The following is a 20,935-nucleotide window of genomic DNA, read 5'->3' as shown; positions in this document are numbered from 1 at the left end:
GGGAACCTACTGCGGCAGGCAACGTGTTGGAGCAAGGTCTGCTTGAATCACCACGTGGGAAAGTTGCTGGGCTACATCGTCCTAGCCCTGCTGGGTGTCGTCCTGGCGATCCTGGGTGCGGTACTACACGACCGGCTGAAGGTGTCCGGGCGAATCTCCCTAGGCGTGGGCGGGACCATCGTGGCCCTCGTCTTCGGGTACGCGGTTGTCCAGGTCTGGATGGACGACATCTCGGCTTCCCCGAGCGTCGGCCCCTCAGCAACCGCTCCTGTTAGCGCGTCGGCGGAGCCCTCCGAAGGGGAGGAATCGCCGAGTCCCGAAGCTTCCACCAGCGAGCCTCCTATCCCCAGTGCCAGTCCCGCGCCATCCACTCCTCGAGAAGAATCTGAATCCGCGCCTGCGGCCACGATCTACTACCTGGCTGACATCTATCCAGTGGCAACTGAGAAGGAGAACAGACCTGGTCGCTGCACGGGGGGCTGCACAGGGTTCGGGCCGAGATCCGCGCGGATAGGGACGAACGTCTATCCCAAGAGCTATGTGATGGGCAACGATGGCGATGGACGCCGGAGCGTTGCCACGTGGAATACAGCGCGCAACTGCAGTCGACTGGAGATGACCGTCGGCGTGGACAACTCCACCGTCACACGAAGCCGGTTCACCTTCACCATAAGTAGGGATGGAGAGCCGCCGAAGGAGCTGGCCACGACCGGACTCGCGGATCCCTACAAGGTCAGTGCAGAACTCGACGGTGTTACACAGATCCAGATCGCCGCATACGTCTCTGGGGCTGAGGCGGAGGGCGTCAAGATGGTTCTCGGAGACGCTGTGTTAACGTGCTTTCCCGGTAGCCTGGACCGATAGGCCCGGTATCCTAATTCCTGCCGGTCTCAAGACACCGGAGGGTCGATCGCTGTGCGCGGTCCATGCGCAGCTTCATGAGGCGGGGCCTCCCGTGGCAGCTCTTCCTGATGCGGCCTCCTCTTTAGGCCGAGACTGCGTAACGATTCCTTGTTGCTGGACTTGGGGAGCAGCCCAGATTTCAGCATCGTCTTTCGAACGCGCTTGCTGTTGTCATCGTCATCGACCCTAGGAGGTTCCGCATTTGCGATTGACACTACGGCGGGGTCAGCAGCGACTTGCGGGCGCAACTTGAGCAGCAGACGTGCCATATCCACCTCAACGTCGCTAACGATCACGGGAGGGTCAAGTTGGAGAGATGATTCGTCCTCGGTCATGCCGTCTCCTCACTGTGTAGCTGCAGGGTGACGATGGGTAGCCGGGTACCGGCAACCTGAATGGCCGAGGGTTCATGACCTGAGTGCAGTTCAACTTGCAGCCGTGCTGGCTCGAGATGGACCGCGAGTGAGGCGGCCACGAACTCGGTCAGTGCTTCATCGCCCTTTACGGCGGAACAGAGCGCGTTCAGCTGTGCGATGCCGAGGCGTTGGCGATCTGGCGATGGATCAATCAGAAGGTTCAGAGCGTCTCTTGCCGCAGCCCAGTGCTCTTGCCGTCGTGCCTCATCGGTTGCCCACTTCTCGTGTCTACGATTCTCAGCAGCTCGGCCGCGGCGATCGAACCAGGCTCCCACGAGTCCGCCCACGCCCAGAACACCTGTGAAGGCGACGAGTGCAGCTGCGTACAGCAGGGTGACTGTCGCTGGATCCACGGACTCAGTATGGGGCGGCTAGCTAGCTTGTGTCGCGCAACCTCAGGATGCATCCCAACTCAGGCAGCTTGTGCTGGCGTCGGACCGCTCAGTGCCGGGATGAGAGGCGGGCCCGGATTGAGCCGGTGTGCCGTGGTACGACCTGAACGTTGTTCGGCCGTGGAGTGACCAGCTGATCGTGGTGGTGGCAGGCATCTGCCAGCGGCCGCGTTACCTACTCTCGGCGACGACGGCGTCTGAGTCGGGTGTGCTCAGGTGCTTCGCCGGATGCTAGATCCGGGGGTCAGTTCCAATCGACGAGGCCCGCGGGGGTGCCCGTCGGATCTGTCCGAATCGTGTAGGTGCATCGGCATTTGTGGTTAGAAGCGAGGTGGACATCCGGAGACCCACGCTTTCCACAGCGGCGACTGAGAGGGACCCGATGCCAAGCTCACCTCCTACGGTGAGGGCCATGCCCATCGCCGCCGAACGCGCCTACGCCATCATTGAGCACCACCTCCAGGATCTGCTGACGCAGCACAACCCAGAAGTGGATGTCGTTGGGGACCTTTTGGAGATCCACAGCCTCCTGCTGCTGGCAGGGGTTGCCGATCCGCACCGCGCTGCACCGGGCACCCTGCGGGAAGCAGCAACGCTGATCGTGGCCGACGAAACCCTCGGCATCGGGCGTCTCGCGATCGCCGCTCTCGTGGATCGGTTGGCGTCGAGGCGGTGACCACGCTGGATCGGCTCCTGCGGCAGGCGGAGGTTGCCGCCGGCCAGTTGTCGAGTGGCGCCAGCCGCAACCTTGACGCTGCCATGACTCGCGGCGCCGAGCGCTCTGCTGCCTGGCCACGCCTGGCCGCCCATGGCAACCGACTACTCGAAGCGATCGGCCGGCATAGTCCCACGCTGAGTCGACTTACCCTGGCTACGCCGGTACCTGTGCCGGCCAGCCCGCAGCTGCTGCGTCTTGCCGACCTGTTTGGCGCCGCCGCCGACCTCCTTCACAGCTCGCCGGAGGTGGTCAGTAGCGCCGCACCGATTGAGTGGAGCCGCCAACACCTCCTCGACGGGCATCCCGAGGTCGAAGCGATTTCCGCCGCGGTGTACGCGCCACTGGCGCGGGCCGCGGCCTGGACTCTTGAACCGCTTCATGTGGTGGCTGTCGATGCTCTGTGGAGCAGCGATGTGCTCCAGTTTGGACCGATCCCGATGAGCCTCGATGAGCTGCTCAGCGAGGTTGCCGATGTCGCGTTCTCAACCCATCGTGGATTGACCAGAATGGGTAACCTCACGGCGCCCGGTGACCCGTTGCAGCACCACCTCAGCGCATGGGAGCGCGCCGCCCACGAGGCTCTCAGGCACGAGCCGCACCGACATACCCTGCGCCTGATCTCCTACACACTGGCAGCGCTCAGTGCGGCCGCCGCTCACGGCATTGACAGCCAGACCGACGGCACGTCCCGGGGCGCTGCGGATCGACTTCGTGCGGCCGCAACCACCAGCTTGCGGGCCAGCCGCTGGCCTGACCATGTGCGCCTAGAAGGCCAGGTTGACCGAAGCCTCGCTCTGGCCAGTCACGACCTGCGCAACCAGCTCGTATCACTTCGGTCGCCTGCCGGCTGGCCACCACCTGGGGACAACAGCGGTGCGGCGATTCAGCTTCTACTCAATGCCGCAGCAAGAGTCGCGCACCACCACCACGACGTCATGCACACCATTCCGGTCTGGATCAACAGCCGACACTTGACCGTAGGCAACCACACGCCGGCGTCTACCCGTCGAAAACAACGCGGTGATCCTGACCAGGCCGTGAGGGTCACGCTGGAGGATCGGCGGCAGGGCCGCTGGATTCAGTTGACACCGACTATCCCTCACCCTGAACTGGAGAAGCTCCGCGCCGACAGCAAGCGGGTCGCCGAACTCATCGACAGCGCGCGCCACACCCCGCCCACCAGAACGCCGGACGCCGCCCGCCGCCCCCCAGCGGCAGCCAGAAGCGGGCAGCACGGCCCTGGCCAGCCATTGGCGTCCGCACGGCAGCTTTGCTCCGCGCTCGACTTCAGCCCGCCGACCGGAGCGGGCCAGGCCGTGCGCCAATCCGCTCAGCGCGCCGCGGGCTGGCATCAACTCGCGCAGGTGGGGAATCGCCTGCTGGCCGCCCTAGGCCGCCCGAGCCCCGCGCTCGCCAGCATCAGCGACTCGACACCGCTACCGCTGCCGGTCGACCCCTCCATCCGACAGATCACGGCAGCCATCACAGCGGCGGCCGACCACACCCGTGAACCCGATCCAGTGCTCCACGCCGAGGCCACGGAGATCCTCAAGCGCGTAGCCGAATGGACACTCACCCCGTATCGGCGCTTCGGCTCAGATCCCGGTGTGGTGGCCAGCTCCCTACAGCGGCTCTTGGCGGAGGTGGCGGTGCACGGTCCTCCGCTCAGCAGTTCGGCCGACCCGATCGCCGCCGCCATTCAAGCCTGGCAGAGCGCCGGGCGAGCGGCGCTCGAGAGCAGTCCTTCAGCCTCGACGATGAGTCACCTCTCCGCCGACCTGACCCAGGCAATCACCGCTTTGTCCGACGCCACCATCGCCCTCGGAGAAGCAGGCACAGTCCCAGCCGATGCCGTCGAGGCAATGCTGGGCCACCTGACTACCGCCCGCCGCGCCAGCCATGTCGCCGCAGAATGGCCGGCCCACCTCCGAACGGGTGACAAGCAGGAGGACCCCGAATTGCTGGCACTCCCTGACAAGCTGCGGAGCGGACTACAGCCGACCAGTCGATGGGCAACAGCCCGCAGCGGCCTCCTCGGCGAAAGCTGGCTGCTCGTGGTAGCCAGCAGCGATCTCGCCGTTCGACTCGCGCAGGTTGTCGCAACCCAGCCCATCAGAGCAAGCGGAGAACATTCACGTCGGCAGCCGGGGCGTGAACAGCCCGGTGTGGCGAGCCGGTCGCGGAGGACCGCGCTCGAGATGGACGCTCAACTGATCGAGACAGCCCGCCTGCACCCCGAATACACCAACCGTGAACTCGCGCGGCTGCTCGGCTACAGCTCGCCCGGCCAGGTGAGTTTCCGACTCAATGAAGCGCGAGCGGAGGGGCTTCTACCCCGTAGCGCTCGCGCCAAGTACACCGTCATCGGAGCGGGCCGGGCCGAGTACGACCGGCTGGTCAGCGCCACCCGCGACTTGGCAGCCAGTCTGGTCCTTGTACACGGACTGCTCGCTCGCACCCCACAGCTCTCCTCGCCCGATCCCGGTGCTCGACGACCAGCTGCGAGACCGAGTCACTCGACCGATCGGCCCGAAGACATGCTGCGGTTCGCGACATCGCGATGGGAAGTTGTTCAGCCACCGAATCGGCGTTTCGACGTGCCGGCGCGCTCCGGGCTCACCGGACCGCGCACGATCGTGCCTTGAGGGGCGGCCCTGTTCAATCGTGCTAGGTGAGCGACGTCTTGGCCCGCCCATGGGAAGATTCGGGTGGACCCGCGGCTCTCCTTGGGTGTGGGCTTGGCTGTCGCGAGGAACTGTCTTACGGGTTACGCGGAGTGGTGCGACGGCCAGGATCAGCCAGCTGGTGAGGTTGGGCAGCGTCAGGTCCTGGTGCCTGAGCAGTGGTCGCTCTGGTGCCGGGTCGCATGTTCGTCGCGTCGCGCCAGGTCGTCGCTGATCCGACACTCAGGAGACGGCCCCGTGCAGCTTGGCTGCTGGGGTGCGCCCGGTTCACGGCTTGGCGCGGATCACGGTTCCAAGCTCGCACCATTGGGGCGAGGGCGGCACGCACGATCACCGCGGGGACATCCGCTCGATCGCCAATGTGTTCGGTGCCGCTGGTCCAGCGCCCGCCGGGCTGCGCGGCGAGCACCCGCACCGCGTCGATGATCGCCTCGCTGCCGTCGAGGTGGTCAAGCCGTTCATCGATAAGGGTCTCGGCAAGCGGACGCGCACGGGAGAGTGCGTCCCTGAGCTTCTGCACATGGTTGGTGGCGACCAGGTCGGCCGGGTCGGAACCGTCAGGCAGTTGGGCGTGGAGCGGGTCGAACCCGTATAGGGCGAGCAGCCAGTATTCCTTTTCGGCGGCGATCTGGCCGGCGACATCGGCGTCGGTGGCGACGATCGGCGCTTGGCCGTGGCGATACAACTGGGCGACCTGTGCTTCGGTGAGGCTAGTCCCGAGCGCGGCCGTGCCGACGAATGCTCCGGCGCCGGTGAGGGTGACGGCCCATGCGTCCATCGGTCCTTCGACGATGACAGGAGTGGCATCGCTGTTGAGCGGGCCGGCGATGAAGAGTTGCTCGCTCTTGCTGTACAGCGGCGTGGTCGGAGTGTTGAGGTACTTGGGCCCGCGCCGGTCGTTGTCGGCGTGACGGGGGTTGCGTCGTGCAACGAAACCGAGCACTCGGCCGTCGTGCAGGATGGGGAGTGTGAGGCGGTCGCGGAACCGGTCAATCAGGCGTCCGGTGGAGGCAACGAGGGCAACCCCGGCGGTCACCATCTCGGTGTCGGTGACGCCAAGGCGACGAAGGTGGCTGACCAAGCCTGTCCACGAGTCGGGCGCGTAGCCGGCGCCCATGTCGGAGAGTGCGCCGCGGTGGCCGGGGAATCGCTCGGCGAGGTAGGGGAGCGCCCAGCTGCTGGTCAGCTGCTGTTCGAAGTAGGCGGCGGTGAGGGTATTGACTTCGGCGATCCGCGGCGGTGGCACAGGGCTGGCCGCGATGGCATCGGTGCGCGCCATCATGCGGGCGACATCAGCGTCGGTGGGCTCGGGCGGACCCAGGGTGGCTCGCACCATCACTTCCAGGGCCAGCACGGCGTCGTCGGTTGGTCCGTCCCAATCGGGTCCATTGTCGGACGGGCTGGGCACCGGCCCATCGATGTCGCTTGTTCGAGCGGGACGCTCTTGGGCAGTGTCGGGCTGAGGTGGTTCCCATCCCTCGTGCATGTCGGTTGGCGGCTCGCGAGTGGGGTCGGGTGGTTCATCCTCGGTGTCGTAGCTGTCGGTGAACGTACTCAGTCGCCAGAGCCAGGCTTGGCACAGGTCGGTGTGGCCGTCCGCGGTCGCGGGGCTCGCTTCGTCGACGAGGTAGCTCAACGTCCAGCCTCGATGTAGACCCCGTTCGATCGTGGTGGCAAGGGAAGGCCACCAGGGGCTGATCTGCAGTTCGCGGGCGGTGGCTTCCCCGACCTGGGCGGTGACGACTTCTAGCCACGCGTTCGTCTCTCGGTTGTCGACGGTGCCGGCGAGCGTGGTGCTCAGGTTTCTCGCGATGCGCCACCACAGGGCCGCGGCCGCGTGGTCATCGGGTAGCGGACCTGCCGCGACGGCCGTGGTCAGGAGGGCCCGGGCGTCGTTGCCGCCGGATGCGAGTCGGGAGAGCCGAGCAGCCAGAATCGGTGCGAAGTCGTCACTGGGAAGGGTGGGGGAGATGGCCTTCAGGGTGCCGCCCCACTCGGTGAGTGCAGCGGATTGGCAGGTCGCCAGGCGGGCGAGGAGTTGTCGCTGCCAGCGCAGTTCGGCCATGCCGTGCTGGGGTTCTCCCGTGGGTCGAAGGTCGGCGGGGTCGACCTGGTTGGCGGCCCGCCAGACCTCCACGTCTTCGATCAACTCGGCCGACGGACGGCCGGCGAGGCCACCAGCCCAGGCCGGCATTGAGGCTGCTCCGTTGGCTGCGTCGCGTACCTGGTCGGCGAGTTCGTCCACCAGGGCGAAGCGTGCGGTGAGGTACTTACCCCACATCTCGTGGCCGGCCAAGTGGCGCGGGATTCCGGGCAGCCAGGGTAGCGGTCCGCGTCGCTTGCCCCATTCGGTCTCGGCGACGCGCGAGGCCAAGACGGAGCAGGGATCGCGGGTGTCCTGAAGGGGTTCGTTCGATGCGGCGGCGAGCGCATCGAACGGATCGCGGCCGTCGGCGGCGACCGCGAGGAGTTGCGCCCGCAGCGCCGGCCAGGTGCCGGCCTGGCTGACTCGTGGCAGCACCTTGTCGATGTCGTGTTCGAGTCGCTCGATGCCGGCGGGGCCGATCAGGTGGCCGGCGGCGAATCCGATCGCGTCGCTGTAGCGGGCGGCCGCGTTACCGAGCAGGACCCTGGGGGTGTTGGCTTCGCGTAGCGCGGTGGTCGCGGAGACGGGTGAGTCGTCGCGGGCGAGGATGCGTTCGAGCAGGTCGGTGGGGGAGGGCGGGTTGATCGTGTCCGGGTGGATCAGGCTGTGGGGATCGCCGTCGCCGACTGCGACGAGGTAGGCGTGGTTCGCCTCGCGACCGCGGGTGAGCATGGTGTAGGCCTGCTGGCGGGACTCTTTCCCGGACAACAGACCGTGCATGGTGTCGGCTGTGACTCCTTGGGCGGTGTGGGTCGTGGTCGCGTAGCCGAGTTCCACCGAGTCGCTCACGTAGGTGGACGGGAGGATCACGTGTCGGCCGGTGCGGTTGTGGCGGGCGTGGATCGAGCCGTCAGCGCCCGCGGTGGTGACGTTCCATCGGTCGCCGTTCTTGACCCAGTCGGTTGCTGATGTCCGTAGCGCCCGGTTGTTGCGGCGGGTGATGATCGTGTCTCCGGCGGAGGCGTGGTTGCCGTCGGACAGCAGCACCGACCGGTCGGGCGGCGCGGCATGGTTGAGACGTGCGTCGCGGGCGCGCTGGTTGAGTTCGCCGGACAGTTCTCGGGTCGGGGCGAGCATGATGGAGTCGATTCCGCTGGCGATGTCGGCCGACCAGGCGGTGAACAGATCGTCGACCATGGTGCTTTCGTTGCCTACGTGTACGCGTCCCTGGTCGAGGTAGAAGCCCAGCGCGGAAGTCTGACCCTGCCGCAGCGCCAGAGATGCTGATCCTTCGACCCAGTCCGAGAAGCGGACCAACTCGCTGAGCCGGAGCGCCCCGTGGGTTGCCTGGATGTCGCGGAGGATTCCGCCGGCCCCGATCGCGGCGAGCTGTTGATCATCGCCGATGAGTCGGACGCTGCCGCCCCGCCGCACGACGTGATCGACAACGGCCTCGAGAGCAAGGGTGTCGGCCATTCCGGCTTCGTCGACGATCACCAGAGTGTCGGGCCCGATCGAGGCTACCCAGTCATGCTCCTCGCCTTTGGCGAGAGCCCATACAAGCTTGGCCAACGTCTCGGTGCCTCCAACGGCCAGCTGCTCGCCCAGTTCTGCAGCGCTGGCTGCTGATGGCGCCAGACCCAGCACGGTGCCACCGTCGGCGATCCATGCGCGGGAAAGCGCCGACATGGCGGTGGTCTTCCCCGCGCCGGCTGGCGCAATGGCGAGCTGCAGTCGTGCGCCACTGCCGGCCATTTCCCGCACCAGCAACACCTGTCCCGCGTTGAGTGGACGCCCGTTTGCCTCAGCCTCCAGGAGAGCCAGATCCACTGCCGTTGCGGGTGCTTTCCTGCCGTCCGAGCGCCCCGCGGCGGCCAGCAGGCGAGCTTCGGCGTTCAGCACGGTGGGGGAGGTGAACAACTGCGCCCCGGCGACGGTATAGACGCTCGCTCCGTCGGAACGACGCAGGGGTTTCGGCTCGGAGGGCTCGGCAGGATCAGCGCACCTCGTCAGCGGCTTGCACAGTTCCACAGCACGACCAACGAGGTCCGAAACGAACCGATCGACGTTCTGCACGGGGATCTCGACCGCTCGCGCTGCTCGCAACGCTTCCGCGCGAAGGTGCCATGTCTGCCAGGTGGATCGTCGTTGTTGCACCTGGTCGACGACGATGCGGGCGGCCCGTTCCATCCACTCCGGATCCGGCATGCGTGTACAGGCGTTCGCCCGATGGAGGGTCGCGTTCACCATCGCGGTGATCGCTTCGTTGCTGCCCAGTACGTGCACAGCTTGGGTGCGCCAGGTGGCCCGCTGCTCGGCCAGGCTTCGAGGTGGATGTTTGCCCTGACGTGTTTCGAGGGTTGCCTCTTGTGCGAGTGCGATGGCCTCCGCCGGCGTCGGTGGACGGCCATGATGCTGTTGGAACTGGGTTGCCAACTCCTGTTGCCGTGCCTCGATACTGCGCCGTCTGCTCGACCACCGATCCGTGAGTTCCGGATTGACTCCGACCACTTCTCGTACCGGATTCTTGCCTGGATCTTGCCCGGCCCGCGCTGCGAAGCGCAGCCCGAGGGACGCGGCCAGGTGTCGTTCCAGCGCGGTGTTGTACACCTCGGACGCGGTGACGGCAGCCTTGTGCAGAACACGGCCGTCGATGGACAACCACCGTCCGTCCTCCACCGTTTGGACCTTGTTCGCTGCGGCGATGTGTGAGTGCAGATCCGGATCGCCGGCACGGCTATCGCGGTGGACGAACGCCGCCGCCACAAGACCTCTGACCTCGACCTGTCGTACACCGTCGCGCCCAGTGCGAGTGAACAAGGCATGCTGCTCGATGAAAGCCAGGGCATCATCGACCGCGGCGTGGTGGGCCTTCTCGATCTGCGCCGCCAGCCGTGGCTCCGCGAGCGCCCATAGGGCAGAAACGGATTTCACGGGTGAGAATGTGAGATCCCATCCCGCTACTGCCGTGGTCTGCTGCCGCGACAGCTTCGCGATCCAGCCCGACAGCTCGCGCTGATCGAGTGGTGCGCGACCAAGCTCTTTGCGGAACATCTCCAGGCTGACCTCGGTGCGGATCCGGGCACGGTCCTCGGTCGCCGCTGCGGCACTCCGGGGCAGGCCCCGCTGCTTGTTGAGCGCTTCGACCCGGCGCGCGACCTCGATCCTGAACGGGCTCACATCGTCGTTGAAGACCTTGAACGGCCTGCCCAATCTGGCCACCGCCAGGTAGTCGACCTCGTTCAGCCCAGGACCCGCAAGCGCCTCCTGCCGCTCCCTGGCCAACGGGTGATGACCGGATCCAAACAGCGCCTGCATCTGCTCCGCGGTGACCACATCACCCACGGACAGCCCTTCGATGCCAGCCATCCCAGAACCCAGCCAGCGGCCAGGAGCCTCCCCCTTCTCGCTGTAGTACGAGGCCAAGGCAGCGTGACCCTTCTCCGTCGAATCCTGCACCGCAACCTGACGTGTCAGATAGTCGTAGCCGGAGCCGGCGGTGATCCGGTGCAGGCTCATCGTCACAACCACAAATGCCGCGACACAGGCCGATTTCCGGACCAAGGCGACCACTCCGCCCTGGTGTTCGAACAGCCGATGAGGCCGGCAGACTCGTGGCGCTTGAACGTCAGCGACGGCGCGGCCGATCAGCTCCCGGCGCCGGGGCAGGCGAGCTTGATGCAAGAGGTGTGTGGGACTTCGAACATGGCGAAATCTGGGCGAGAGAAGTCCAGCGGACATTGGGGGGGCGGCAGGCTGGGCTGGACGTGCTGGCCGGCTTCTGGCTTGGGCTGGGATTAAGGAGGTGAAGGGTCCGTAGGAAGGGTGACTACCAATGGCCAAGCAGGGAGTCCGTCAAGCAGCACGACGCCAAGTGCAGGAAGCATTGGCGATCAAACAGAAGGAGCAGGTCGCGCAGGACCGGCGTCACGGTGTCCTCGCCGTGAGGCTGATAGCGGCGCTCATCGAACGGGACGCGGCGATCGCCAGGTCGGAGGCCGCAGCGGCCGAGGCGATCCGATCGCTCGTCGATGACGGACTCAGGCTGTCCGAGGTCGGCGAATTGTGCGGAGGATCCCTGGCTGTGAAGGAACTCCGACGGCTAGCCAAGCTGATGCCTCCTGAGCCGGCGGACGGCTGAGCGATGGCTGGATGGCGTAGTGCGTGGGCATTGGCACAGATCACAGGCGTCGTATTCAGCACGTGCCTCTGGCTCGTGGTTGGCGCGCTTTGGCCGGTTACCGCCGCCGTCCTGGCCATGGGCTGCGGCGCCCTCGTCGCCGGTCGGTGGACCGCCGCAGGCCTGTGGTGGAGGTTCGGTGCGCGGCCAGCGCGCGACTGGGAGCGGGACCGGTTGCTGGCAGCCTTGGTCCCGATTGTCGCGCTGCGCGGGCGTCGCCAGCCGACCATCTGGATTGGGCGTTATGCCTCTGCCAGCACGGTCGTCATGGCGGGCGGAAACCTCATCGTCGGAGAGCGGGTACTTGGTCACCTGATGTGCGGTGACCTTGATGAGCAACAGGCGTGCGCCCTCGCATGCCACGCACTTGGACGCCAAGACGTCTACAGCTCAGCGATCATCGCCGCCGTCGACGCGTACTGCACCCCTTGGAACCTCCTTGCGCTCATCGTCCGAGAGATCCGCCCACGATTGCGGCGCGTCCCGCTGCTGTCGTTCGCGTGGCGGATCCGATGGTTGACCTTCGGAGTGGCGCTCGTCGACTCTGCCCACCACGGCAGGTGGCTGGCTTTCGTCGGTGTGGCACTGATCGCGACATCGACTTGGAGCACCGGATACCTCCAGACCCAGTGGTATGCCACGAGGTTGCGTCTCGGTGACCGAAGGGTAGTGGCGGAGGGCTACGGGCCGGCTCTTGCCGGGCTGCTTCAGCGAGCACCTACGGCCGCATCAGATGTCCAACGGATCCACACCCTCACCACCATCGGAACCAGCTCATGACGCAGGGAGGCACTGTGTCCGGGCGGTTGATGGGGGCGGCCGGCATGCTCGAAGCGATCAACGCCGTCCTGCCCAAAGCGCGCACGTGCCTATTCGGTCTGCCCTCGCTCGAGAAAATTCTTCTAGACTCCGGCCATGGCAACCGACGACGGCTGGCTCGACACAGATGACGTTCAGGTCAGGGCGGAGGCGAATGGAGAAGTGCGGTGTTTCGAGTCACCTCAGACCGCCTTCGACTGGGTCGAGGCGCAGGCGGAAGCGGGGGCGCTGACAGCTCAGTCTCAGGTAAGTGGTGACTCACCAGGTCGGAGCTGGGTGTGGCGAGACGTCGGCGGGGTCGTGCGGTTCGTTGCATATCGCCGCAGCGGCGCTATCTAGGGTATCTGTATCGCGTGCCTAGGTGTGCCTCCAGCGGGACAGTGGACCAGTGCAGATCCAAACGTCGGTTGCTTGGAGAGCGCAATCGAGCATCGGAGTCGCCCCTCTCCCTGCCGAGATGGGGAGTCCCTGAGCGGTTCACGACGGTCTCGCTGAGAGTAGTACGAGGTGTGTTGGCACGCGCTCGTGAACGATGTCGTCTCGAGCTCGGTCTGTCCTGCGGGCGGTACACTACAGCCGACCCGCGACACTTCGCCGGGCAGCCTTGACGCTGGTTGTGGGATCAACGAGCGGATCGCTCATCGTCGTTGGCATGGGTGAGGCGGAGGTCAAGCTGCGCCGGGATCGTGACCGAGTTCCGCACCCGGATGGGCATGTCCACCAGCTGCTGTCCGTGGACACGGTCACGTTGGAGCAAGAGCTGAACGGCCTGGGCACCCATGGCCTCGAAGGGAATGGCGGCTGTGGTCAGCGGGGGGTCGAGATAGACGGCGATGTCGTCGTCGTCGAATGAGATGACTGCGACGTCGCCGCCCGGGCGGATGCCAGCCTCGGTGAGCGCCCGGTAGGCGCCGAATGCGAGCCGGTCGTTGAGGCAGATCAGGGCACCGGGCCGAATGCCGTTGTCGAGGAGATCACGCACGCCGCGATGGCCGTTGTTCACCGACCAGGGTTGGCAGGGTATTTGGGCGACAGGCACCACGCCGGCCGAGTGGAGCGTGTCCCAGATGCCGTTCAAGCGCCGCCGTACGGCGAAGGTGAGCCACTCGTCGTCAGGCTGATCCAGGGAGCGTCCGAGGATGACGACGTTGCTCGTGTGCCCGGCGTCCAGGAGGAGCTGGACGATCGCCGCGGCGCCGGCGTACTCGTCTGCGATCACGGCGCCCGCGACATCGTCGGACACGGCGTTGAGCATTACTACTGGTGTCCCGCCTGTGGCCCGCACTGGGATCGAGAGACTCTGGGGGCGGGTGGCGGCGTAGATGATGCCGTCCACTTGGCGGTCGGTGAGAGCACTGAACGCTTCTTCGGCGGCTCCGCTCTGGCCGTCGGTCTCCGCGATCAACAGCACGTGTCCGTGCTTCTTCGCTTCCTGCGACGCCCCGCGAATGAGTCCGCTGGCGAGGCGGTCCGTGGTGACGAGGTCTGAGATGAACCCGAGCACATGGGACTTCTGCGTGCTCAACGCGCGGGCCGTCAGATTCGGGCGATACCCCAGCTCGTCGGCAGCGGCTCGTATCCGGCGAGCGGCGTCCTCCGAGACCCGCGTGCCCTCGCGTCGGTTCATGATCAGCGACACGGCGGTGGGGGACACTCCGGCCCGTTCGGCGACGTCCGCCATCGTCACCCGCTTCGGAGCCGCCCGCTCCCGATCCTTCACGGCGACATCGTAGACCGAGTTCTGCTAAAGCGCTTGACGAAGCCGTGCTAAAGCGCATAACTTCTTAAGTCAAGCGTGTTAGCAGATGCGCTCCCCGGCAGGTTCAACCCTTAACGAAGAGGATCCAGTGACCCACATTGGCGTTGCCTGTCTCAGGCTCACCCACCGGGGCGTGCCGGGATGCTGAAGATCGAAGGGTCGTGGGTGTGGGACTTCTGGATCGCGGACGACGGCGACCTGTTCCATCTGTTCTTCCTGCATGCCCCGACCTCCTTGTGCGACGAGACGCGGCGGCATCGGGCGGCACGCATAGGCCACGCCGTGTCGACGGATCTGCACCGGTGGGAGTTGCGGGATGCCCCGTTCGGCCCGGGTCTTCCTGGGCAGTTCGACGAGACCGCGACCTGGACCGGGAGTGTGATTCGGGACAGCGCGGGCATGTGGTGGATGTTCTACACCGGAGCACGGTTCCTGTCGTCGGAGCCGGACCAAGCCAACATCGAGACGATCGGTGCAGCGGTCTCCACCGACCTCGACAGCTGGACCAAGCTGGATAGCCCGCTGGTCTCGGCCGATCCCCGCTGGTACGAGCGGTGGGGGACGGGGGCGTGGAAAGAAGAGTCCTGGCGTGATCCGTGGGTGTTTCCCGATCCTCGCGGTGACGGGTACCGGATGCTCTTGACCGCCCGCGCCAACCACGGATCAGTCGATGCACGCGGGGTGGTCGGCCATGCCCGATCCCGCGACCTCCGTCGTTGGGAGGTGCTGCCGCCGTTGAGTGCTCCGGGGGCCGGGTTCGCGCATGTGGAAGTGCCGCAACTGGTGGATGTCGACGGCTCCTGGGTGTTGCTGTTCGCCTGCTCCCCCGACGCGATGACCGCCGCTCACGCCTCCCGTTTCGCCGACGCCGGCACCTGGGTGCTTCTGGTCGATGACCCGGCCGCTCCCTTCGATCTGTCCGCCGCCCGTCCACTGACCGGCAGCAATCTGTATTCGGGTCGGCTGGTGCAACAGCGCGACGGCTCCTGGGTGCTTCTGGCCTTCGAGAGTTCCCGGACGGGCGGCAGCTTCAGCAGCGCCATCTGCGATCCCATTCCGTTCACCATCGCCGACGGCGAACCGCGGCTGGGCGCAAGCCGCCCGGCCACCGCCGCCGGCCCTGAGACATCACCGTGTGCCGCAGGCGCGCACGGCTGAGCTGCACCACCAGCAGCCTGCACCTGGTGCCCGACGACGGGCACACGAGAGAAGGAGAGTCATGAAGATCACACGTATTGCGCGCCGCGGCATGGCCGCCGCGGCCGCCGTGGTCGCGACGGCGACGCTCGCGGCGGGCTGTTCCGCCGGAGGCGGTGCCGGGTCCAACGCTGGCGACGGAACCGGCCAGATCTCGGTCTGGGCGTTGCAGGGGCAAGACGGCGAGAACGCTGCGCTGCAGGCCGCCGTCGATGGGTTCAACAAATCCCAGGACAAGATCACCGCGAGCCTGCGACTGATCGCCTCGGATACCTACACCACAACCATCACGACCACGCCGAAGGACCAGCTGCCCGACGTGCTGCAGATCGACGGCCCGACACTCGCGAGCTATGTCTTCAACGGCAAGGTCTCGCCGCTCAAGGATTACGTCTCTCAGGCGGCCATCGACAATGCCACCGCCGGATCGATCGCGGAAGGCACCGTCAACGGCGAACTGTACGCGCTCGCGCAGTTCGACTCCGCGATGGGCCTGTACGGCAACAAGAAGCTGCTGGACGCGGCCAAGGTGAACTACCCGACCTCGATCAAGGAGGCGTGGACGGCGGATCAGTTCGCTGCTGCGCTCAAGACGCTGGCGGCGGAGAATCGCTCGGGCAAGGCCCTGGACCTGAACGAGGCAGGCCTGGCCGGCGAGTGGGGAACCTACGCCTTCGCACCGTTCGTCTGGTCCGCCGGAGGGAACCTGCTAAAGAACAACACCGCGGTCGGCGCGCTGGACTCGCCCGAGAGCGTGAAGGCCCTGACCCAGGTGGCCAGCTGGAGGCCATTCGTGGATTCCAACGCCGACTCCAACGCGTTCCCGCAGGGTCGTGTCGCACTGGGCATCGGCGGCCACTGGAACTACCCCGCCTACAGCAAAGCCCTCGGCGACGATCTGCTGGTGATGCCCCTGCCCAACTTCGGAACCGGAGCGAAGGCCGGCGCCGGCTCCCTCACCTGGGGCATCGGAGGGGGCACCGACAACGGCAAGGCCGCAGGTGCATTCCTGAGCTACCTGCTCAACGACGCCAACGTCACGGCGATGACCAAGGCCAACGGCGCCCCGCCCGCCACGAAGTCGGCGCTCGCGTCGGACGCCCTCTACATGAAGGGCGGGCCGCTGGCGCTGTTCGCCGATCAGCTGGCCAACTCCTGCCCCTCGGAGAACATCACTGCCACCTGTGTCGCGGTCTACCGCCCCGTCACAGCGGGCTACCCCACCGTCACCTCGCAGTTCTCCAGCGCCCTCTCCGCGATCTGGGGCGGCGCGGACCCCGCTCGGGCTCTGGGCGACGCCGCCAAGTCGATCGACCAGAACTTCGCCGACAACGACGGATACCGGCAGTAGCAGGCCGCCTGTGGGCGTCCGATCTCGGACGCCCACATCCACCGGAAAGGAGTCATCATGGCTAGCCCTGCATCAACATCTGTCCCTACTGAGAAGTCACCGCGCCTTCGGAAGAAGGTTCGATGGCGTGACACCAGAGATGGTGTTCTCATGTCCTTGCCTGCGGTCATCGGCCTCATCGCTTTCGTCGCCGTTCCATTCGTCGCAGCGATCGTCCTCTCGCTGTACAACGTGCAGGCAGACCTCGCCCGTGAGCCACGGTTCTGGGGGCTCACCCACTACGTCCGCCTGTTCACCGACCCGATCCTGTCGGGCACCTTCCTGCGGTCGCTACTGAACAACTTCGTCTTCGCACTCGTTGTGATCCCGGTCCAGACGGGCCTCGCCCTCCTGCTGGCGGTGCTGCTGAACCGAAAGCTGCGAGGCGTGCGCTTCTTCCGCACGTTCTTCTTCATGCCGGTGGTGTTTCCCATGGCGCTGGTGGCCGTGATCTGGCGGCTCATCCTCGATCGTGGCCAGGACGGTCTTCTGAACGCCTCGGTCAGCTTCGTCACCGGCGGGCTCGTCCCACCACAGGATTGGCTCGGCTCCTCCGCCACCGCGCTGGGTTCGGTCATCCTGTTGTCGATCTGGCAAGGCGTCGGGTTCCAAATGGTCATCATCCTCGCCGCACTCCAGGAGATCCCGGAGGAACGCTACGAGGCCGCCCGGATGGACCGGGCGAACGGCTGGCAACAGTTCCTCAACGTCACCGTGCCCGGTATCCGCAACACGCTCATCTTCGTGACCTTGCTGACCACAATCCTGGCCTTCCGTGTGTACGACCAGGTCTACATCCTGATCCGCACTGCGGGAGCGAACGAGGAAGCGACCCAGACGCTCCTCTACACCGCCACCAACGCGATCTTCTCGGAGAACAATCTTGGACGCGCATCGGCGATCTCGGTCGTGCTGTTCTTGATCATCGTCATCATCACCCTGATCCAACGACGGCTGCTGAGGCAAGGGAGCGAAGGATGAGAACCACCAACAAGGGCCTGCGCACCGCCGCAGCCATCCGCGACTACACCATCATGACCGTCGCGGCGATCCTGATCATCTCGCCGATCTACTACCTGCTGATCGGCAGCCTGAAACCGTCCGCCGAAGTGCTCAACGGGTTCGCAGGGTTCCTCCCGACGAACCTGTCCCTGGACAACTACGCTGCCGTTCTCACGTCGCTGAACTCAGACGCAACCGGATACTTCTGGCAGTTCATGTTCAACTCCATTGCGATCTCCGTGGTAGTCGTCGGCGTAGGCCTCCTGGTGAACTCGCTGGCCGGGTACGCGTTCTCGCGTCTGGAATGGGCCGGCCGGGACAAGGTGTTCATCCTGATCATCCTGCTGGTGATCGTCCCGTTCGAGTCCGTGGCGATCCCGCTGATGGCATTGATGCAGGGCCAGCGTGACACACTGTTCGTGCAGATGATCCCTTTCATCGCCAACGCGTTCTCCGTGTTCCTCTTCTACACGTTCTTCCTCAACCTCCCCAAGAGCGTCGAGGAAGCAGCCCGGCTGGACGGCCTGGGCTCATGGGGGACGTTCTTCCGGATCGTCGTCCCGAACTCCAAACCAGTGTTCGCGACCGTCGCGATCCTGACCTTCCTCAGCTCGTGGGGCCAGTTCCTTTGGCCCTCGCTGGTCACATCCGACCCCTCGGTGCGACCGCTGCCACTGCAGATGAGCGTGTTCTCCGATCGGGAACCGGTCGACTGGGGCCAGGTCTTCGCGTTCGGAACACTACTGGTTCTACCGATCCTGATCGTGTTCCTCATCTTCCAGCGCTACTTCGTCCAATCCGTCGCAGGCTCCGCCGTCAAGGGCTGACCTGCCTTCACCACAAAGTCGGGGCCGGATCGGATGTCCACACGTCCGCTCCGGTCCCGACTGGCCGCTCCACCCGCAGCGAGGAGATACGAGCCCATGGCCCAGTTCACGCCCACTGATGACCGCGTGGTCCACCTCCGCAGCGGCGGCACAAGCGTGGTCATCGACACCATCACCCCATACGGGCCCGCGATCGTGCACTGGGGTGCCGAACTGCCGGGGTCGACCGCCGACACGCTACTCAGCCTTGCCATGGGCGCTGAGCCACAACGCGTCACCGGCAACCTCGATGACACACCCCGTGTCGCTGTACTGCCGACCGCTTCCAGTGGCTGGCCCGGCACCCCCGGAATCGAAGCGCACCGCGCCGACGGATCGGGATTCAGCGTTCTGCTCGACCTGATCAAGGTAGAAGCGAGCGACAGCACGGCCAGGCTTACTCTCAGGGATTCGGAGTCCGGCATCGCCGTGCACGCAGAACTCGATGTAGACGTGAGCGGCGTGTTCACCCAGCACCTCACCCTCACCAACTCCGGCGAAACACCCCTCTTGGTCGATCGACTGCAGGCGACGTTCCCGATCCCGATCGACTCGACCGAGATCCTCGACACGACCGGGCGGCATCTCCGCGAACGCACCCCCCAACGAAGGGCCCTCACCTACGGCACCCACCTGCGAGAGTCTCGTCGCGGCCGACCGGGTGCCGACGCCACCCTGCTGTTAGCCGCGGGTACTCCCGGGTTCGGCTTCGAAGCCGGCATCGTTCACGGCATCCACGTCGCCTGGAGCGGAAACCACCGTGTCCTCGCCGAGAAGGTCGTCACCGGCGAGGCGTTCCTAGCCGGCGGCGAGCTGCTCCTCCCCGGGGAAGTCACCCTCGAGGCCGGACAGACCATCAGCACACCACCGGTGATGGGCTCCTGGGGGACGGGGCTCGACCAGCTGTCACACCGCTTCCACGCACGATGGCGTGCCCGGCCACAACATCCGCGTCGCGCGCGCCCGGTCACCCTGAACACCTGGGAGGCCGTCTATTTCGACCACGATCTCGACCGATTGACGGCCCTCGCGGACGCCGCCGCAGACGTCGGCGTGGAGCGATTCGTGCTGGACGACGGCTGGTTCCAAGGACGCCGCGACGACACGGCGGGCCTGGGCGACTGGTATGTAGACGAGACCGTCTGGCCGGACGGACTCGCTCCGCTCATCGACCACGTCACACGCTGCGGGATGGAGTTCGGCCTGTGGGTCGAACCCGAGATGGTCAACCCCAACAGCGACCTCGCCCGCCGACACCCGGACTGGCTCCTGCGCGCACGAACTCACGATCCTGCCCTCGGACGGAACCAGCAACTGATCGACCTCGCCCACCCCGACGCGTACGCCTACATCGCCGAACGACTGCACGACCTGCTAGCCACCCACGACATCACCTACCTGAAGTGGGACCACAACCGCGACCTCGTCGACGCAGGGAACGGCCCCGGCGGACAGGCACACGTCCACGCTCACACCCACGCCCTCTACCGATTGCTGGACGAACTGAAGGCGGCACACCCAGGCCTAGAGATCGAGAGTTGCGCCTCCGGCGGCGCTCGCGTCGACCTCGGCATCCTCGACCGCACCGACCGGATATGGGTCTCCGACAACCTCGACCCCATCGAGCGGCTCGGCAACCAGCGATACACCGCCCTGGTCGTTCCCCCCGAAATGATGGGCGCCCACCTCACGAGCCCGACCGTGCACACCACAAGGCGCACGGTCGATGTCGGGTTCAGTGCCGCAATCGCACTCTTCGGGCACTTCGGCATCGAGTGCGATCTCACCCGAACCGACCCCGGCATGCGCGAACAGATCGCCGAATGGGTCGCCTTTGCGAAGGAAATCCGTCCACTCGTCGCCAACGGCCGCACCATGAACGCCGACCTTGCCGACCCCTCGCTCGACGTCCGAGGAATGATCGGCCCGGACCAGCGCACGGCCGTCTTCACGATCACACAGATCGGCATGAGCACCGCCTACCCCACCGGACGAATCCGGCTCCCAGGACTCCACCCTTCCACGCCGTACCGCATCGAACCGGTTCTGTTGGCAGATGCGAGCGGCGCCGCACTTACGCCCTCCCGCTGGCTCCAGCGACAGACAATGCTCACCGGGCTCGAACTCGCAACCATCGGCATCAGGCCCCTCACCACGCACCCCCAACAAGCCGTGGTGCTGCGCTTGACCGCCGACTCGGGTCACTCCGCCCCGTTGTGAACCCTTCGCGTACCGACACGCGACCCACAAGCCACTCTCTCGCAACAGGCCAAGACCGGAGCGAGGAGACAGCGGTCCTGGTCGCGGATGTCGGCGTCGGCGGACGCGACGCTCGCCTCATCTGGTGATCCAGTCGTGGGCGGTGACCGGGCCGGTGTCGGCGATGATCGGGCGCAGGAAAGGACACCTTGATCTCCAGGCTGGCGTAGCCGATGTCGGCGGGGAATGTGGTGTGCACGAAGCACCCGCAGGCGGAGTCCAGCATGGCGGCGAAGAACCCGCCCTGCACGGACCCGATCGGGT

13 protein-coding genes are annotated in these 20,935 nt (G+C 66.1%); 10 read left to right on the top strand and 3 right to left on the bottom strand.

The genetic code is table 11. From position 1 onward, the window contains the following. Window positions 1-54: 54 nt before the first annotated feature. Window positions 55-864, top strand: coding sequence for an NPCBM/NEW2 domain-containing protein (locus QM711_RS03950; RefSeq protein ID WP_415096447.1), 810 nt, complete (start codon window positions 55-57; stop codon window positions 862-864). A 370-nt stretch (window positions 865-1,234) separates the two neighbouring features. Here QM711_RS03950 and QM711_RS03945 read toward each other — a convergent pair whose 3' ends face one another. Then, the gene (locus QM711_RS03945) at window positions 1,235-1,672 is read right to left on the bottom strand and encodes a hypothetical protein (RefSeq protein WP_415096445.1); all 438 of its coding nucleotides are present in this window, start codon (window positions 1,670-1,672) and stop codon (window positions 1,235-1,237) included. A 451-nt stretch (window positions 1,673-2,123) separates the two neighbouring features. Between QM711_RS03945 and QM711_RS03940 the strand changes: the two genes are divergently transcribed. Both QM711_RS03940 and QM711_RS03935 read left to right on the top strand, forming a co-directional pair. After that, on the top strand, window positions 2,124-2,387 hold the full coding sequence (locus QM711_RS03940) for a hypothetical protein (RefSeq protein ID WP_415096443.1): 264 nt from the start codon (window positions 2,124-2,126) through the stop codon (window positions 2,385-2,387). Then, window positions 2,384-5,074 carry a hypothetical protein gene (locus QM711_RS03935; protein WP_415096441.1) on the top strand — a complete coding sequence of 897 codons (2,691 nt, stop codon included), beginning with the start codon at window positions 2,384-2,386 and terminating at the stop codon, window positions 5,072-5,074. Before QM711_RS03940 ends, QM711_RS03935 begins: the two co-directional genes overlap by 4 nt. Window positions 5,075-5,189: 115 nt before the next feature. Here the strand turns inward: QM711_RS03935 and mobF are convergent, their stop codons facing one another. Continuing rightward, entirely contained in the window at window positions 5,190-11,042 is a 5,853-nt protein-coding gene (gene mobF / locus QM711_RS03930) for a MobF family relaxase (RefSeq protein ID WP_415096439.1), read from the bottom strand. Here mobF and QM711_RS03925 point away from each other — a divergent pair. Both QM711_RS03925 and QM711_RS03920 read left to right on the top strand, forming a co-directional pair. Then, the gene (locus QM711_RS03925; RefSeq protein WP_415096437.1) at window positions 11,035-11,340 is read left to right on the top strand and encodes a hypothetical protein; all 306 of its coding nucleotides are present in this window, start codon (window positions 11,035-11,037) and stop codon (window positions 11,338-11,340) included. The genes mobF and QM711_RS03925 overlap by 8 nt on opposite strands. Window positions 11,341-11,370: 30 nt before the next feature. Continuing rightward, window positions 11,371-12,159: a hypothetical protein gene (locus QM711_RS03920; protein WP_415096435.1), complete on the top strand. Its 789-nt coding sequence runs from the start codon at window positions 11,371-11,373 to the stop codon at window positions 12,157-12,159. 661 nt (window positions 12,160-12,820) lie between these two features. On the opposite strand, the gene QM711_RS03915 is transcribed toward QM711_RS03920, so the two are convergent. Continuing rightward, window positions 12,821-13,918: a LacI family DNA-binding transcriptional regulator gene (locus tag QM711_RS03915; protein WP_415096433.1), complete on the bottom strand. Its 1,098-nt coding sequence runs from the start codon at window positions 13,916-13,918 to the stop codon at window positions 12,821-12,823. Window positions 13,919-14,098: 180 nt separating this feature from the next. Between QM711_RS03915 and QM711_RS03910 the strand changes: the two genes are divergently transcribed. The 5 genes from QM711_RS03910 (at window position 14,099) to QM711_RS03890 (ending at window position 20,632) form a co-directional block, all read left to right on the top strand. Continuing rightward, the gene (locus QM711_RS03910) at window positions 14,099-15,115 is read left to right on the top strand and encodes a hypothetical protein (protein ID WP_415096431.1); all 1,017 of its coding nucleotides are present in this window, start codon (window positions 14,099-14,101) and stop codon (window positions 15,113-15,115) included. 61 nt (window positions 15,116-15,176) lie between these two features. Continuing rightward, the gene (locus tag QM711_RS03905; RefSeq protein WP_415096429.1) at window positions 15,177-16,505 is read left to right on the top strand and encodes a sugar ABC transporter substrate-binding protein; all 1,329 of its coding nucleotides are present in this window, start codon (window positions 15,177-15,179) and stop codon (window positions 16,503-16,505) included. Between the two features lie 150 nt (window positions 16,506-16,655). Then, the gene (locus QM711_RS03900; RefSeq protein WP_415096427.1) at window positions 16,656-17,525 is read left to right on the top strand and encodes a carbohydrate ABC transporter permease; all 870 of its coding nucleotides are present in this window, start codon (window positions 16,656-16,658) and stop codon (window positions 17,523-17,525) included. After that, window positions 17,522-18,373 carry a carbohydrate ABC transporter permease gene (locus tag QM711_RS03895; protein WP_415096425.1) on the top strand — a complete coding sequence of 284 codons (852 nt, stop codon included), beginning with the start codon at window positions 17,522-17,524 and terminating at the stop codon, window positions 18,371-18,373. The genes QM711_RS03900 and QM711_RS03895 overlap by 4 nt, the downstream gene beginning before the upstream one ends. 96 nt (window positions 18,374-18,469) lie before the next feature. Beyond that, complete coding sequence (locus tag QM711_RS03890; RefSeq protein WP_415096423.1) at window positions 18,470-20,632, top strand: alpha-galactosidase; 2,163 nt, start codon at window positions 18,470-18,472, stop codon at window positions 20,630-20,632. Window positions 20,633-20,935 lie beyond the last annotated feature (303 nt).

It is taken from the genome of Micropruina sp., assembly GCF_047602385.1.
In the GTDB taxonomy this organism is placed as follows: domain Bacteria; phylum Actinomycetota; class Actinomycetes; order Propionibacteriales; family Propionibacteriaceae; genus Micropruina.
Note: the sequence above shows the minus strand (reverse complement) of the source record. Positions and strands in the feature narration are given on the sequence as shown.